The 14,538-nt window shown below is 53.3% G+C and carries 14 protein-coding genes; 7 read left to right on the top strand and 7 right to left on the bottom strand.

The features are described 5' to 3' along the window. Nucleotides 1-55: 55 nt before the first annotated feature. Genes G7Y43_RS09445 through G7Y43_RS09425 form a run of 5 tightly spaced genes read left to right on the top strand, consistent with a single transcriptional unit; the run spans nt 56 to nt 5,053 of the window. Entirely contained in the window at nt 56-1,243 is a 1,188-nt protein-coding gene (locus tag G7Y43_RS09445) for a hypothetical protein (RefSeq protein ID WP_165046162.1), read from the top strand. Further along, complete coding sequence (locus tag G7Y43_RS09440; protein ID WP_165046161.1) at nt 1,240-1,857, top strand: hypothetical protein; 618 nt, start codon at nt 1,240-1,242, stop codon at nt 1,855-1,857. The genes G7Y43_RS09445 and G7Y43_RS09440 overlap by 4 nt, the downstream gene beginning before the upstream one ends. Nucleotides 1,858-1,865: 8 nt before the next feature. After that, nucleotides 1,866-2,900 (top strand): SEL1-like repeat protein, encoded by a 1,035-nt coding sequence (locus G7Y43_RS09435; protein ID WP_165046160.1) that lies wholly within the window; start codon nt 1,866-1,868, stop codon nt 2,898-2,900. Continuing rightward, the gene (locus tag G7Y43_RS09430) at nt 2,881-3,585 is read left to right on the top strand and encodes a hypothetical protein (protein ID WP_165046159.1); all 705 of its coding nucleotides are present in this window, start codon (nt 2,881-2,883) and stop codon (nt 3,583-3,585) included. The genes G7Y43_RS09435 and G7Y43_RS09430 overlap by 20 nt, the downstream gene beginning before the upstream one ends. Next, nucleotides 3,575-5,053, top strand: a complete 1,479-nt coding sequence (locus G7Y43_RS09425; RefSeq protein ID WP_165046158.1) for a hypothetical protein — start codon at nt 3,575-3,577, stop codon at nt 5,051-5,053. The genes G7Y43_RS09430 and G7Y43_RS09425 overlap by 11 nt, the downstream gene beginning before the upstream one ends. Before the next feature lie 373 nt (nt 5,054-5,426). Here the strand turns inward: G7Y43_RS09425 and G7Y43_RS09420 are convergent, their stop codons facing one another. The 3 genes from G7Y43_RS09420 to G7Y43_RS09410 form a co-directional block, all read right to left on the bottom strand. Next, nucleotides 5,427-5,738 (bottom strand): type II toxin-antitoxin system RelE/ParE family toxin, encoded by a 312-nt coding sequence (locus tag G7Y43_RS09420; protein WP_165046157.1) that lies wholly within the window; start codon nt 5,736-5,738, stop codon nt 5,427-5,429. Beyond that, nucleotides 5,731-6,036: a type II toxin-antitoxin system prevent-host-death family antitoxin gene (locus tag G7Y43_RS09415; protein ID WP_165046156.1), complete on the bottom strand. Its 306-nt coding sequence runs from the start codon at nt 6,034-6,036 to the stop codon at nt 5,731-5,733. The genes G7Y43_RS09420 and G7Y43_RS09415 overlap by 8 nt, the downstream gene beginning before the upstream one ends. A gap of 87 nt (nt 6,037-6,123) precedes the next feature. Further along, complete coding sequence (locus G7Y43_RS09410) at nt 6,124-7,482, bottom strand: coproporphyrinogen III oxidase family protein (RefSeq protein ID WP_165046155.1); 1,359 nt, start codon at nt 7,480-7,482, stop codon at nt 6,124-6,126. A gap of 127 nt (nt 7,483-7,609) precedes the next feature. Here G7Y43_RS09410 and G7Y43_RS09405 point away from each other — a divergent pair, with 127 nt between their 5' ends. Continuing rightward, entirely contained in the window at nt 7,610-8,353 is a 744-nt protein-coding gene (locus G7Y43_RS09405; RefSeq protein ID WP_165046154.1) for a ubiquinone/menaquinone biosynthesis methyltransferase, read from the top strand. Nucleotides 8,354-8,533: 180 nt separating this feature from the next. On the opposite strand, the gene G7Y43_RS09400 is transcribed toward G7Y43_RS09405, so the two are convergent. The 3 genes from G7Y43_RS09400 to G7Y43_RS09390 all read right to left on the bottom strand — a co-directional run bounded on the left by G7Y43_RS09400 (nt 8,534) and on the right by G7Y43_RS09390 (nt 11,726). After that, on the bottom strand, nt 8,534-8,788 hold the full coding sequence (locus G7Y43_RS09400) for a hypothetical protein (protein WP_165046153.1): 255 nt from the start codon (nt 8,786-8,788) through the stop codon (nt 8,534-8,536). A gap of 198 nt (nt 8,789-8,986) precedes the next feature. Continuing rightward, nucleotides 8,987-11,353: a ferrous iron transporter B gene (locus G7Y43_RS09395; protein ID WP_165046152.1), complete on the bottom strand. Its 2,367-nt coding sequence runs from the start codon at nt 11,351-11,353 to the stop codon at nt 8,987-8,989. Between the two features lie 145 nt (nt 11,354-11,498). Further along, entirely contained in the window at nt 11,499-11,726 is a 228-nt protein-coding gene (locus G7Y43_RS09390) for a FeoA domain-containing protein (RefSeq protein ID WP_165046151.1), read from the bottom strand. 430 nt (nt 11,727-12,156) lie between these two features. Between G7Y43_RS09390 and thrC the strand changes: the two genes are divergently transcribed. Continuing rightward, nucleotides 12,157-13,707: a threonine synthase gene (gene thrC / locus G7Y43_RS09385; protein ID WP_165046150.1), complete on the top strand. Its 1,551-nt coding sequence runs from the start codon at nt 12,157-12,159 to the stop codon at nt 13,705-13,707. A 44-nt stretch (nt 13,708-13,751) separates the two neighbouring features. Here the strand turns inward: thrC and G7Y43_RS09380 are convergent, their stop codons facing one another. After that, the gene (locus G7Y43_RS09380; protein WP_165046149.1) at nt 13,752-14,486 is read right to left on the bottom strand and encodes a signal peptidase I; all 735 of its coding nucleotides are present in this window, start codon (nt 14,484-14,486) and stop codon (nt 13,752-13,754) included. Nucleotides 14,487-14,538 lie beyond the last annotated feature (52 nt).

Genomic DNA, 14,538 nt, shown 5'->3' with positions numbered 1-14,538 from the left:
GTGGGTTCATTTTGGCACCTCCGTATGTTTCCGCTTACATGCTAAATGATACCGCTTGGCCCCGCTTGTAACTACACTTCCCACAGCTGACACCCTGTGCTACCCACTAAAAACCGCGAAGGGCCTATTTTTCCTTTGGAGCGGAAGCCACGAGGACGCTGACCTAGAGCGTTCAGCAATAGCCGAAACATTTAAAGAACTCGCCCGTAGGAGGGCAGATAACGGACATGCCATTATCCCGTTCGACCTCGTGAGAAAACTCGTTTGGCCCCAGGTTATCGGCCGAATGAAGCGCCAGAAAGGCCCCTCAAAAGCAGAGTTACACATTGAAACCCAAGACGCACTCTATAAGCTTGCAATTCTTGGTATCGTGACCGACTGGACTGTCGATTATCGAACGAAAACCTACGATGTTGAGGTGCGCAGGATCGACAGCAACAGCGAGGCGCTCGTCAAGTCATCACTCGAGTCCTATATACGAAGGCATAACCCTACGTTTTCGTTCGACAATCCCCTTCCAACTCATAAAACCTATCTCGAAGCATACGAGAAAGCCCCCCAGGGCAACAAGCTCTTGGGCTTGATTGACGTTCTCCTTCTATGGACGAACGACAATATCGTGTTCAGCCGAAGGCGATCAATCGGAAATATGCTCGATCTCTGCGAATCAGACCGCAGCGAGCAAGAAATACGCTCCTACATCAACAGCTATTTCCGCCTTGACACCGAAAACAACGACCAACTGGACGTCATCGTCCGAGAAGCAAACGATGCGGACAGCTGGGTCAGACTCTTCATGACCTACCGGCTTACCGATGACCCCAACATTCAAAAGGACGTGGTAAAAGACACGAAGGAAATTGAGGAGATAGCCGCCTTGTGCGACCGTTACCGTGAAAGCTATCACGCCAACATCGGTCTCGAATGGTCAACCATGCTCGCAAAACTACTATCCGGCACGTTCTCCGAATCCGACATTGACGATCAGTTCAGCTTCATTTCGTCAGAAATTGTCGAATACGACAGCCTTGACGCTAACGAATTGTTCGACAAAACACTCAGTCTCATGGAAAGCGCCAATGGTAGAGCAAGGGATGCTTTTGGCGCAGCCGTGGTGAACCATTCACCGGAACAAGCACTGCGCACATACGAGCGACTGGGCGATACCGTCACGCTCAATCATCTTGTGACCGAAGCAAGCAATAAGCTCAAAGCAACGTGGGGAAGGAAGAGAAACTCATGACGTCAAAAAACGTAGCGAACATAGAGAAACTGAATTACGCAATCACATCACTGAACGAGGATGCAGAAGATGTGCATGACCTCATTTCTCGGTCGACAACCGAGCTCAAAGAGGCAACAGCAACAGGCAACAGAGTCGCAGACAGCGTCTGTGAAGCCATCGAGGCGCTCGATCCACTTGTAGAAAAACTTGCAGCCCAAATTGACACATCAACACACATACTTGAAGAGACAAAAATAACCGCTGATAAACAACGTGTCTCTATCTCGAAGAGCCTTGACAAAATCAAGGCTGATCTTGAACAAACTGTTCAGCAATTCAATGATGAGCACGTAAGGCAGTTCGAAGACTTCAAGCTCAAAAGCCTAAAAGAAAGCAAAAAGACAAGAGACGAGCTACAGACCGATTTGTTAACCAGCAAGACAACTGCTGCCGCGCGATTCGACAGCCTTGAAAGCGAGGTGACGAAGCTTGCACATCAAGTCGAAGCCCTCAAGGAAGACACATCGGAGCTTGTACGACCTTTCCAAAGCAAAATGCAAGCTCTCCTATGCGCCGCAATAGCCCTAGGAGCTATTGACTCTATTTGCCTTGTCCTTCTTTTGTTGCGATAGGAAAAGACTTGACTCAACAGAACAACACTTTGGAAAAGCACACCGCCGAAACTCTCTTCGAACAAGGCATAGCGCACTTGCGTGGCAACAACGTTCCTCAAGACTATGAACAAGCGTTTTACTGGCTCAACAGAGCAGCCGCAGCCGGTTCGGATAGTGCGACGATCGTTCTCGGAGAATTGTACGAAGCCGGTCTTGGCACGCCGCAAGACACAGAGAAGGCAGCCACCTTGCATGGCTCTTCAAAGAAAAGAAGTGGCTTTATTACCGTAAAGGAACCACCTATTTCGCTCGCTGCCTACCAGTCCGAAACCTCCAGCAAGAAGAACGCCATAAGAAAACAAGGTGTCGCTACAAATCTCAACAAATGCATCGAATGCGGTACCGAAATGTTAGCTTTAGGCACCGACTGCCGTTGTCCATCCTGCGGAACCCGTTCCTATCTTCCCATCGTTGAAAATGGCTTGAGCAACGGATTCGCAATTCAACCGTATCGGAAAAAAGCGCTCAACGACCAAACTCTCACTTTCTCTTTTCTTGGCGAATGTATCCATATCCTCAAATACAATAAGCACATCGATGACCAATTCAAAAGGAAGATCGTGCAAGAGATATCGGTAAGAATAGTCGAATGCGGCGTCATCGAACGACTTGTTCCCACAAGAGCCTGCAATACCATAACTGTAATACCTGTCCCATCTTCAGTGAAGCGCACGCTGCAACCCGTACATGAACTTGCGGAGCGCATTGCCGAACATCGCTTTACCTTTGCTAACCCACTCAGAAAGCGCAGCGCAACAGAATCGAAGAACCGGGCGGCGGGTTCTGAACTCGCGCCTGGAGAAATAACATGCAACGGAAACGACGTCATAAGCAGAACTGTTCTCTTGATTGACGACACTTACGGAGAAGGCGCAACTTTGCGGGCGTGCATACATGCCCTGAAAGAAAATGGAGTGCACGATATCTACTATCTTTCTTTATGCAAAAACCTCTACGGCGGCGTAAAAGGCGGTGTATCCGATGACAACGGTATTCATTAGCGGCTCGCGACAACTTGCATTCTTTCCGGAAGAAGCGTGCGCTCGTATCGACAAGATGATTGGTGCTCAATTGGATATCGTCATCGGCGACTCTCCACGTGGAGCCGATTCGAAAGCCGCCCACTACCTCAAATCAAAAGGGTATCCAAACGTTACTGTTTTCACCGTTCGAGACAAACCTCGAATCGGGACACAGCTCGATAATTGGAGCATCTGCAAAATAGAACCCCGAGAAGCAAAAAAGCTAAGCAAGGACGGAAGCGTTAGAAACCAGCGAGATCTTGAAACTGAGAAAGATCACAAAATGGGAGCTGTCGCCGATTACGGATTAGTTATATGGCAAAGCTCTTTCATTAATCGGTTCGGCAAAGAATCGACGAGTAAAGGCAGCTTGAGGAACATGTATCAATTGCTGCACGAAGGAAAGCCAGTTGTGCTGTACAGCTACAACACCAACACCGCCGACTTCGATTGCATCGAGCTCAGAAACATCGCCGATTTAGAGAGAGTCGTCGAAAACGAGCCCGAAATCGTTCGCAAAGCCTACGGCGGGATTAAGAAGCAAGCCGAACATGAGACAAGAAAGGCTAAACAGCCTGCATTGATTGATGCTTTCAACGATAATGATGTTGCGACTTTGATATCTGTCAACAGTTGGGAGGGGTCTTGCGATCATGGAGAATAAAGTAAATAAGAGCGACGCCATTTCCGTCGGTCAAGCGCAATCTATTGTAAGTCAGACTCACTCTCCGTCTGGTATTACCGACCCTGGATATCAAGTTGTTAATGGAGGCGATAGTTCGGGAAATCAGCAACAATATACAGGCGCTTCGCGACAAAGAGGACACGTCGATGATGGAGAAGCAAGAACTGCGGAAGTTGTAGATTTTAGAGCGAAACGTAATGAAGAGCGTCGTCGTCTTGCAGAAGCAAGAAGGGCACAGCAAAAAGCAGAACGTGAAGCTGCCGAGCGCGAAGCTGCAGGCAAGTCATCCGACACTTCAAAAAACACGGAAACAGCCAAGCCAGCAGTCACGAAACTGGACAACCATCCGATCGTCAGAATGATGATTTCTGAGATATCGCCGGACGAGACTCAAGTCGCTCTTGATGGAGAGGTCGTTCCCTACGACGACGAACCCATCGAAGCTTGGGACGAAGCAATTGAGCAGGAGAAACCCCCGATAGATCCCCCTTTGGTAGAACAACAAAAGCAAGCTCTTTTCGCCGAAATGGATCGCGTCAAACGTTTCAGGAAGGCTGACGAGTTCGCATGGGAGAACATCATCATTCTGAAAGAAAGGAAGAAATCTCAAGACCAAATCCTGAAGGAGATGCGCGAAGCTTCAACGGATCAGTACCAGCGCCTTGAGAGTCCCGGTATGTCTACCACAGCATATCCGAGCGAGGAGATCTTCGAGAACATCCCCGTTGAAGAGAGAACTCGTGAAGACGAAATCGAATACGACAGGCACATCAAGTACCGTGAGAAAACGAAGGACGCCATCAAGTACCCGTGGACAATCAAGATAGAGGGCGAAAGCGTAGATGTCATTCAAGAACCTAAACGCAGAGGCGCTGGTGTGTACGCAAGAAAGCTCACAAAGCGGTGCGAAGACAACCTCAGACTGTTGCGGGAAGCATGGGGCGAAGGAAGTGAATTCTCGATATCCGACGCGATGCGCATCGTGCTCATCAGGGGCGGCATAACCTTTGACACGAATGGGAACATAGGAGGAAAACCAGCAAAGGACTTCGTCCTTCCCGAGGAAACACTCGTCAGACTGTGCCGCGACGCCTTGCTTTCCATGAAAATCAACAATGGGAACCCGTTCGGTATGGTGCCAGGAGAGCAGCCTATGATGTATGGCACAAGGTGCTACCCACTTGGGTACTGCCCCTCTTTTATGATCCAGAAGATGAAAGCCAGCAAGAAATCACCATGGCACAGCAGGTCGATGGAGGAGATCCAGCAGCAGATCGGCGACGAATGGCTCAGAAACACGTTACCGACCATGGTAGCCTACACGGAGCACAACGGAAGCGACGGTCTCAGCCAGCGTTATACTCTGTATGAAGGCATGTGTGCCCTGCTATCGCTTGACGGCATGGCTAACCAAGCTAGAGCTTGGGGCATCACGACGGAGACTTAGTTTGCCACACTTCAGGTGAAGAACGAAAAGCCAGCTAGAATAAGAGCGAGGGAAACAACCCTTGACTGCTCTCGTTATAAAAAACGTGATCGTCGAATTCATAAGGGCGTTGACCGGCAACGTGCCGTCAACTCATATATTTTGAGCCTTACAATGCCCCCTTAAATCCCAAAGATTGCCCCTATGGCGTCAAGCACTGATGCCATTGTTGTGTGATCGATCGAACCACCAAGGTGTCGCGCGTCTCGGGCAGGGTTGTTCAAATTGATAGCGCGAAGCTGCTCAACACATACGCAGCCCGAAACCACATTACCGCAAGCAAGTTCAATATGAAGAGGATGTCCATTGACTGTTGAGGTGATTGGACACAATCCTAGAACTCCACCAGGCTGTAGGTGTCTATGTTTTGACGTTGATGCATGATGCGATAAATTGTGAGAGTCGTTGCGTTGTAGCGGTAGAAAATGCGGTACGGATTCGCAAGCGCTGTCCGGTATTCGTGATCTAAATGCTCGTCCGTATAGTGGCCACCACTATCAGGAAAACACCTCACCCGATCGATTGCGCTATCTATGCTTTGGATGGCATCGATTGCCGCCTGAGGATTTCCCCGCTCCACTCCCAGATAAATGGCAATAGATTCACGATCCAAGTGAGCGCGCGGACGCCATGCAAGATCAAGCATAATCAAGCCCCCACATCTTGAAGATCTCAACCATGCGGGCATCGGATTCCTCGGCGGAAATCGGCTCAGGACGATAACGTTCCTCTATTTCTGCCTCACGCAACGCAAGATACATCCGATTATGCTGAACTTGAGCCTCATACGTTGCACAGTCTTCCAGCACATAAGCAGGTATGCCATTTTTTGTGAGAATGATTGGCTCTTGTGCCTCCGTTGCTTGGGCGCAAACGTCGTTGAACTGCGTTCTCAGGTCAGTGATGGGCCGAATGAGCGGAATGGATGAAGCTGCAGACAACATACAAGCCTCCTTAAGTACTCATTATTCTTACCTGAATTATAGATACTTTAATGTATACACTCAAGCAGCTCGAAAGCGCTGGGCTTCTTACCGCATGGTGCCGTCGCCGAAGAGGAGCTCGCGTTCGGGACCCGACAGCGCCGCGCGAGCTTGTTCGCGCAGGTTGTTCATGGCACTGAGGAACTGCCGATACATAACCACCACCAGGTAGCGCCCGCGTGGAGTGAGCGTGAGTTCGTCGGACGTGTCGGTGGCAAACGCCCGGTTTGCACGCATGAATGCCATCTCCACCGGCAATCCGCGCTCGATACTCACGCCGAACTCGCGCGCAAATGCGTGCTTGTCGAGACGCAGCTTGTACAGGTTTACTAAAAAGCAGTAGCGCATGAGATCGCGCTCGGACATATCGCTTCTACCCATGAGCGACATCCGTCCGCTTTCGATAGCTTCGTTATACTCGCGCAAGCTAAACGTGTTCACATACAGGCTGCGGTTCAGATACGTAATAGAACCGCTCCCGATGGCGGGATACTGGTCGTAGAACGTTTGGAACTCGTCGATCTGCGGTGCTGACGCATCTTCCGCACCACCTGCACTGCCTACACCCAACAGCGCATCGCTTTCGACGTTGCGCGTGAACGTCCAGAGCGTCGTGCGATGGAACAGCGGGTCGGAGCCACCCGCAAGCACACCGTCGAGAATCTGGTAGTAACGGTACTCCCGCGAATAATCCATCTTACCTAAGGTGCTGGTCATCTTCCGCATGGTGCCGTTCGACACGTAGAGCGGCGAGAACGTGGTCTGGCGCGCGCCGCACGTGGCAATCTTCTCCAAATCATCAAGCAGGATGTCTTCGGTTTGGCTGGGGAAATTAAAGATCATGTCGACGTTCAGCGAGTTGAAATACGGAAGCGCCTCGCCGATGCGCTCGAGGATTTCCTCGCCGCTACCATACTTGTCAAAGCGATCCATTTGTTTCAGAAGGTCGTTGTTGAAGCTTTGCACCCCCACGGAAAGGCGCTGGATGCGGCCTTTCAGCGCATCGAGATAGGGCTGCACCAGGTGGTTGGGGTTCGTTTCGGACGCCACTTCGCGAATGTTCCACAAATCGCGCGCCTCATCGAGCGTCTCGCACAGCTCATCAAGCAGGATGGTTGGCGTGCCACCACCCATGTAAATGCTCTCGATGTCGTAGCCTAAATTCTTCACCATGCGCATCTCGCGACGCATGTTAGCAAAGTACGGGCGCGCCACGTCTTCTCGAAACGCATAGCGGTTGAAACTGCAATACGGACACAATCGCTCGCAGAACGGCACATGCATGTACAGCATGTACTTACGACCTGGCTCGGGTGCGGGCATCACGGTTTCGTTCGTGGGATTAAGCGCCAGCCCGCGACAGGCAAGCTGTTTGATAATGGTGGTGAGCATACGCTCGGACAGCATGGGCGACTCCGTTCGTGCAAAAAATTGGATAACCTCGCTATAGTAATGCTTTCAGAAAACGTCATGCAACGGAAAACAGATATACTAGACATTGCTTTCCCACCGAGACAAAAGGAGTCCATTTTCCGTGAGCATTGACACCGCCACGGGTGCCGAAGCGCCCGCCGAACTCTCTTCGACGCGCGTAAAAGACATCTTTTCGCACATTGCCAAGAAATACGAGCGCTTCAACGCCGTATCAAGCTTTGGAGCATACAAAGTATGGCTCGCGCGCATGGCGCACTTAGCCCCTATCGGCCCCAACGACGACGTACTCGACATCGCCGGCGGCACAGGGGATGTAACGTTCACCATGGCCCGCATGCTGCATCCGCGCCACATCCAATGCACTGACCTCGTGCCAGAAATGCTCGACGTGGCGCGCATGCACTACGAACGCGGTGCTGCGCACGGCGTTCCCGTTGATTTTGAGGTGGTTGACGGCCAGAACATGCCGTACGCTAATGAAAGCTACGACGCTATTACCATGGCATACGGAATTCGGAACATGCCGGAGCGCGAACGAGCGCTCGCCGAAATACTACGCGTGCTGAAACCGGGTGGGCATTTGGTGTGTCTCGAGTTCAGCACACCGCCAAACCCCGCTTGGCGTACGCTGTATCTTTTCTACCTGAAGCACCTCATACCGTTCTGGGGAAATGTGGTTACCGGCGACCGCGAAGGGTTCGTGTACCTGTCGAAGAGCATTCGGGCTTTCCCCAACCAGCGCGAACTGGCACATATGATGGAGCAAGCCGGATTCGTAAACGTTACCTGGAAAAACTGCACTGGTGGCATCGCTGCTATCCATGTTGCACAAAAGCCCGCATAGCGGCTATGCGGGGCAGCTAGCGCGACGACGTGGGGCAGCTGGTGCGGGACGGCGGCGTAGGACGGCTGGCACGGTACGACGGTTCGATGCAATGCGACGATGTGGCGCGGTGTGACAGCATGGCAGTGCGGCGCGACGCGACGACGCAGAGCGACAGCGTAAGTCGGCACGACAATGAGACTACCGTTGAGATGCGTCGATCGTGTTGACCGTGTTGACCGCACCAATAGAGCAGCCCGCGCAACCCGAACACCCCGAGCAGCCGCCGCACGAGACGCGGCGTCGCCCCACATCGTCGGACGATGTGGCAGAACACTGGTCGTGACAATCGCACATGCCACGGAAAAACAAGCGGCGAACGGCCCATATAACCCAGGCAGCCACAACAACAAGTACCACTACGGTGCCAACACTTATGTCCAGTGGTTGAATCATGTTCCCATCACCTTTTCCACATCGTCGGTTTTTCGACTCGGGGTAATTCACGTGACTACCTGCGGTGACGAGCTCAAACAACCCACTACCGCCAAAAGCCACCCAATTGCGCCGAACCGGAAAACCGGCCTTCCGGCGCACCCAACCATAGGCGCGCCGGAAAAAAACCATAAAGCCTGTCGGATTCTGCGTGCTACCTTACGCAGCGCTCTTATCGGCAGACAACTTCTTCGCCGCTTTCAATGCATCAATTCTCTCATAATCGGGCATCGGGCGCACCAGCTGGAAGATCATACCAGCAGCAACCACGCAAGCGAGCACCGTCCACACGCTGAAACCGATTTCGCCCGTGGCAAGGCCCACAAACTGACGCAGCATTAGACCAACACACCAGCCGAACCCGGTCATATATCCGATGGTTGCCCACGTCCACTTTGCGGAACGCATCTGATTGCGAATAGCACCAATAGCTGCAAAGCAGGGTGCGCACAGCAAGTTGAACGCAGTGAACGCCAGGATGGCCGACGTGCTGCCGCCAAACATGAGCGCGAAACCCTCCCACAGTGTCGGATCGGTTTCACCCAGCTCACCGAGCTGCGTGAGTACACCAACTGTGGCAACTACGTTCTCTTTGGCAACCAGGCCGGTGACGCTCGTAACAGTCGCTTGCCAATCTCCGAAGCCCAGCGGCACGAATATCCACGCCAGGGCGTTGCCGAGCATAGCCATGAAACTGTAGTCCAGATACCCGTCCATTTCGGCATCGAGCAGGCCAAACGAGCCCTCATACACGCCGAAGTTCATGAGGAACCAAATGACAATGGTTGACAGGAAGATAATCGTACCAGCTTTCACAATGTAGTGCTTCACGCGATCCCATGTGGCTAAAGCCACGCTTTTTGCGGCGGGCAGATGATACTGCGGCAGCTCCATGATAAACGGGGTCGCTTCGCCTGCAAACGCGCGCAATTTCTTCAGCATAATGCCGGACACGATGATGGCGATAACACCCAGGAAGTAGAACAGCGGAGCTACCCACCGCGCTGTTTCCATGTCGCCACCTGCTAAAGCACCGAATACGAGCGCAATAATGGGCATTTTCGCGCCGCAGGGAATCATAGTGGTAGTCATAACCGTCATGCGACGGTCGCTTTCGTTCTCGATGGTTTTCGTGGCCATAACGGCGGGCACGCCGCAACCCGAGCCAATGAGTATGGGGATGAATGACTTGCCGGACAAACCAAATTTGCGAAAGATGCGATCCATCATAAACGCAACGCGCGCCATGTAGCCACAGTGCTCCAAAAACGCCAGCATGAGGAACAACAGGATCATCTGCGGAATGAAGCCAATGACTGCACCCACGCCGGCAACAATGCCATCAAGTACGAGACTTTGCACCCAGCTGGCCGCACCGATGGCCTCAAGCGCCCCGCCGATGATGGGCGTAAGCCCTGGAATCCACAGACCCCACGAACCATCGGAAGGATCAGGTTCCTCTTCCGCAAGCGCCTCGGCAAGCGCGGTGTCGCCAGCTGCCTCAGCCGCGGCGACCTCTTCCTCCCACGCGCCGACCGCTTCCTCATACGCCGCACCACCTGTGTAGAGCCATCCGTCACCGGAAATGCCGTCGTTTGCCCAGTCGGTAACAACGCCGCCACCAAGCGTGACGGCGATGTAGTACACAAGTGCCATGACCACCACGAAAATGGGAAGGCCAGCCCAGCGGTTGGTGACCACGCGGTCGATTTTTTGCGTGAGCGTCATGCCCGCACCAGTTTTTTTCACGCACTTCATGGTGATGTCGGTAATAGCGTCATAGCGTTCACCTGCGATAACACCCTCAATGTCGTCGTCAAGCAAGTGCTCGAGGCTGGCGCGAACGACATCTACGTTTTTCATGTCGGCCGCCGACAGCGACAGCGCATTGAGGGAACACTGCTCTCCCTCGAGCGCCTTGATAGCGAACCACCGAGCGACGTTGGATTTTACGCGTGCGCCAATGATGTCGATGATCTTACCAATAGCCTCTTCGGTCGCATCTGAGAAGCGGTAGGTCGGAGCAGGCAGCGATCCCTGCTTTCCCGCTGCAATGGCGGCCTTCACCACATCGTCAAGACCGCGGCTTTTCAGCGCCGACGTCTCGATAACAGGACATCCTAGCTGCTTGGACAACCCTGCGACATCCACCGTACCACCAGATTTCTCCACAAGATCCATCATGTTGAGCGCCACTACCACGGGCACACCCAAGTCGATGATTTGCGTAGTAAGGTAAAGGTTGCGCTCGAGATTCGTGGCGTCAACCAGGTTGATAACGGCGTCGGGGTTGCCGTCAAGCAGGTAATCGCGCGTAACAATTTCCTCGGGGCTATACGGCGACAGAGAATACACGCCCGGCAAGTCGGTGATGGTGACCTCTTTGTTCTTTGAGTATTTCCCTTCTTTCTTCTCAACAGTCACGCCCGGCCAGTTTCCAACATATTGATTGGCACCGGTAAGCTCGTTAAACATCGTGGTCTTGCCGCTATTTGGGTTGCCGGCAAGCGCAATGCGAACTGTCATGTTCTACCTTTCATCTCTCGAAGTTAGCTTTTGCTATAAGTTTGCTCTAGCTAACTAGTTGCCATTCAAAAAGCGCCTTCGCGCTTTTAGGGTTCTATGGAGCCCCGCAGCAATTCGCACGACGGAATTGCCGCACTACCGGCCTTTACGCAACAACAACACGTTCTGCCTCCGACTTGCGCAGTGAAAGCTCGTAGCCGCGAACCGTCACTTCAACCGGGTCGCCCAAAGGAGCGACTTTGCGCACATATACCTCGACGCCTTTGGTGATACCCATGTCCATGATGCGACGCCTGATGGCACCTTCGCCAACCAGGCGAACGACCGCGCCGACCTCCCCAATGCGCACGTCGCGCAGTGTTTTATCTGCCATACTGTTCCTTTCTCGCTTCGTTGCTTCCCACCGAAAACCATGGGAAACGCTAATTAAAGCCTCCAGCTTTACTTAACGCTTCCCCGTATGACATGTCCGGAAAGTATTCTATAGCAAACTTTTTAGAAAAGAAAGCCTTGGTGAACTTTTTTGTTATATATAGGAAACTTTTTCTAACTTTTCACCGTTCCCGTGAGTTCGGGGTTTGGTAGCCCTCCCTTTTTTCAGTGATTCCTTTTCCATAACCGAACTGCACCCCACCGAAGTCGCCCGAATTCACTCAAACCCGCCCGGATCTGACCGAACCTGATCGCAGGGTTTTTGCGGCTTTAGGCCATCTGCTGCACCTACCGTTGCGCGAAGTGGGTATACTTGCGAAGTCGCATCCGCATGACGGGCCGTAGTGTGCCCATTCGAGAAAGCGTGAGCCATGTCAGAGAACCTCTACCTTGATACCCGCGGAGCATGCACCAAGCATGTGCCTTTCACCCGAGCAGTCATCGACGGCCTGGCCCAGGGCGGCGGGTTGTACGTGCCCGAGCATATCCCCGAGCTTACGCTCGATGACCTTGATGCGCTAGCGAAGCTGCCTTACGCGCAGCGCGCGGCGAGCATCTACCGGCTGTTCGACGTCGACCTACCCGACAGTGTGGTCGACACTTGTATGGAAGGTGCTTACGGCGAAAACTTCGATGACGAGCGCATCTGCCCCATTACATCGCTTGACGAACGCACACATGTGCTCGAACTCTGGCATGGGCCCACAAGCGCCTTTAAGGACATGGCGCTCCAATGCTTGCCGCGGTTCTTCAGCGCAAGTGCAGCGGCGCTTCGCGAACGTGGCGAGCTTGACCACCGGTTCCTCATTCTGGTGGCAACGTCGGGTGACACCGGTAAGGCGGCGCTGGAAGGATTTAAGGACGCCGAAGGAACATCCATTGCAGTCATGTACCCGCACGGCGGCGTGAGTGACATTCAGTACAAGCAAATGGCCACCCAAGCGGGCGAAAACGTGCAGGTTTGGGCCGTGCGCGGAAACTTTGACGACTGCCAAACCGGCGCAAAGAATGTGTTCGGCAACGCTTCGTTCGCCGAGTCGCTCATGTGCGAGCACGGTGTGGCGCTTTCCAGCGCGAACTCCATCAACTGGGGTCGCCTGCTGCCGCAAGTGGTGTACTACGTGAGTTCGTATGCACAGCTCGTTGCCGACGGCAAGGTTGACCGCGGCGCCAAAATTGACGTTTGCGTGCCAACAGGCAACTTCGGCAACATTTTAGCGGCGTACTACGCTAAGCGCATGGGCGTGCCAATCGAAACTCTCATGTGCGCGAGCAACACGAACCGCGTGCTCACCGACTTCATAAGCACGGGCACCTACGACATCTCCAACCGCGAGTTCGTACTCACGCCGTCACCTTCCATGGACATTTTGGTGTCTTCGAACCTCGAACGGCAGCTGTTCGAACTGACCGATCGCAACGCCGAAGCGATATCGCAATGGATGACCGACCTGCGCGAGAAGCGCTGCTTCCGTGTTGATCGCGATACGTTCGCCCGCATGCGCGAGCTGTTCTGCGCCGATTCGGTGGATGACCAGGAATGTCTGGAAACTATCAAGCGCGTGTTCGAGAAGCACAACTACGTGCTTGACCCCCACACCGCTGTTGCCTACCGCGCTGCCGAGCGACTGCGCGGCGATAACCCCGTGCTTATTGCCAGCACGGCGCACTGGGCTAAGTTCGGCGACAACGTGTACCGCGCGCTGCACGGCATTGCACCCGGCGACCCGTTGCCCACCGACGTGGAGGCGCTTTCTGGTTGTCAGTTAAACGAGCTTATCGCGAAAGAAACCGGCGACACCCGCATTCCTGCCGGACTCGCACAGCTTGACAACCTGCCCATTCGCTTCACGGAAATTATCGACAACGGAACAGCCGACATAGAGAGCGCCGTGGTTGCCTTCTTAGGCAACGCTGAATAATTCCGTGATTATGCCCGCCCTGCGCAGATAGAGCGGGCATAAAGCTACCGAGTATGCCGACCGCGCCTGATTGGCTCGGTCGGCAGCTCGTTTTCGGTAGGTACCCGCAGGCACTCAACCCGCAGGCACTCAACCCGCAACCGCGCTATTTCTGCTTTCAGCGCCTCAATTTGTTGCCGCTGCTTTTCGATTTCGTGAAGTTGAGCTACTGCCTGCTGCTCCTTTTTCTTGTTCACCAGGCGAAAGAAGTTGCGCATCTGTAGCCCAATGAGGATGGCAAACGGGATGAGAACCAGCACGACATAGCCCGCAGGAGATTTGAAAAACTGGAAAAGATAACCCGCCTTAGGAATGGCAAAGGCAAACTCGCCGGTAACGTGACTGGCGAGCGCCGGGTAGGCATCATCGATTCCCGTGGTTGTTCCATACGTGATGAATGCCAATTCGCCTTCGTACTCGGTACGCTCGCGAACCTTGTGGGTAACCGCCTCACCGTAGGCGTTGGGGTCGATAGATAAAAAGGTTATGATGTCACCTGGCTGCACGTTGTTTGGATCGACGACATGCGAGACAGCGATGTCGCCCACCTGAAACTCAGTCTGCATCGAATCGGACAACACCACATACGGCTTCCACCCGAAAAAGGACACCTCGCCACCCTTCGATGTAAGCGTTGTTCCCACCACAATCAGGGTAAACGCAAGGGCTGCCACGAATATGGCGGTAGTTGCAACATTGAGAGCAACGTCGAGCGTTCTATTTGAGGAAGCTTCAGGCATACGAAATCCTAAAACAAGCGGAAAACGGGCAGATCATGCCGCCCCACTATAC

Origin of the sequence: Adlercreutzia sp. ZJ138, from assembly GCF_011038935.1 — a bacterium.
GTDB lineage: Bacteria > Actinomycetota > Coriobacteriia > Coriobacteriales > Eggerthellaceae > ZJ141.
The sequence above is the reverse complement of the archived record's forward strand: the minus strand, read 5'-3'. Positions and strand labels throughout refer to the sequence as shown.

What these genes read in the sequence shown, in the direction of transcription:
- G7Y43_RS09440 (WP_165046161.1), top strand. Translation starts at nt 1,240, where the DNA reads ATGACGTCAAAAAACGTAGCGAACATAGAGAAACTGAATTACGCAATC.
- G7Y43_RS09430 (WP_165046159.1), top strand. Translation starts at nt 2,881, where the DNA reads ATGACAACGGTATTCATTAGCGGCTCGCGACAACTTGCATTCTTTCCG.
- G7Y43_RS09425 (WP_165046158.1), top strand. Translation starts at nt 3,575, where the DNA reads ATGGAGAATAAAGTAAATAAGAGCGACGCCATTTCCGTCGGTCAAGCG.
- G7Y43_RS09420 (WP_165046157.1), bottom strand. Translation starts at nt 5,738, where the DNA reads ATGCTTGATCTTGCATGGCGTCCGCGCGCTCACTTGGATCGTGAATCT.
- G7Y43_RS09415 (WP_165046156.1), bottom strand. Translation starts at nt 6,036, where the DNA reads ATGTTGTCTGCAGCTTCATCCATTCCGCTCATTCGGCCCATCACTGAC.
- G7Y43_RS09410 (WP_165046155.1), bottom strand. Translation starts at nt 7,482, where the DNA reads ATGCTGTCCGAGCGTATGCTCACCACCATTATCAAACAGCTTGCCTGT.
- G7Y43_RS09400 (WP_165046153.1), bottom strand. Translation starts at nt 8,788, where the DNA reads ATGATTCAACCACTGGACATAAGTGTTGGCACCGTAGTGGTACTTGTT.
- G7Y43_RS09395 (WP_165046152.1), bottom strand. Translation starts at nt 11,353, where the DNA reads ATGACAGTTCGCATTGCGCTTGCCGGCAACCCAAATAGCGGCAAGACC.
- G7Y43_RS09390 (WP_165046151.1), bottom strand. Translation starts at nt 11,726, where the DNA reads ATGGCAGATAAAACACTGCGCGACGTGCGCATTGGGGAGGTCGGCGCG.
- thrC (WP_165046150.1), top strand. Translation starts at nt 12,157, where the DNA reads ATGTCAGAGAACCTCTACCTTGATACCCGCGGAGCATGCACCAAGCAT.
- G7Y43_RS09380 (WP_165046149.1), bottom strand. Translation starts at nt 14,486, where the DNA reads ATGCCTGAAGCTTCCTCAAATAGAACGCTCGACGTTGCTCTCAATGTT.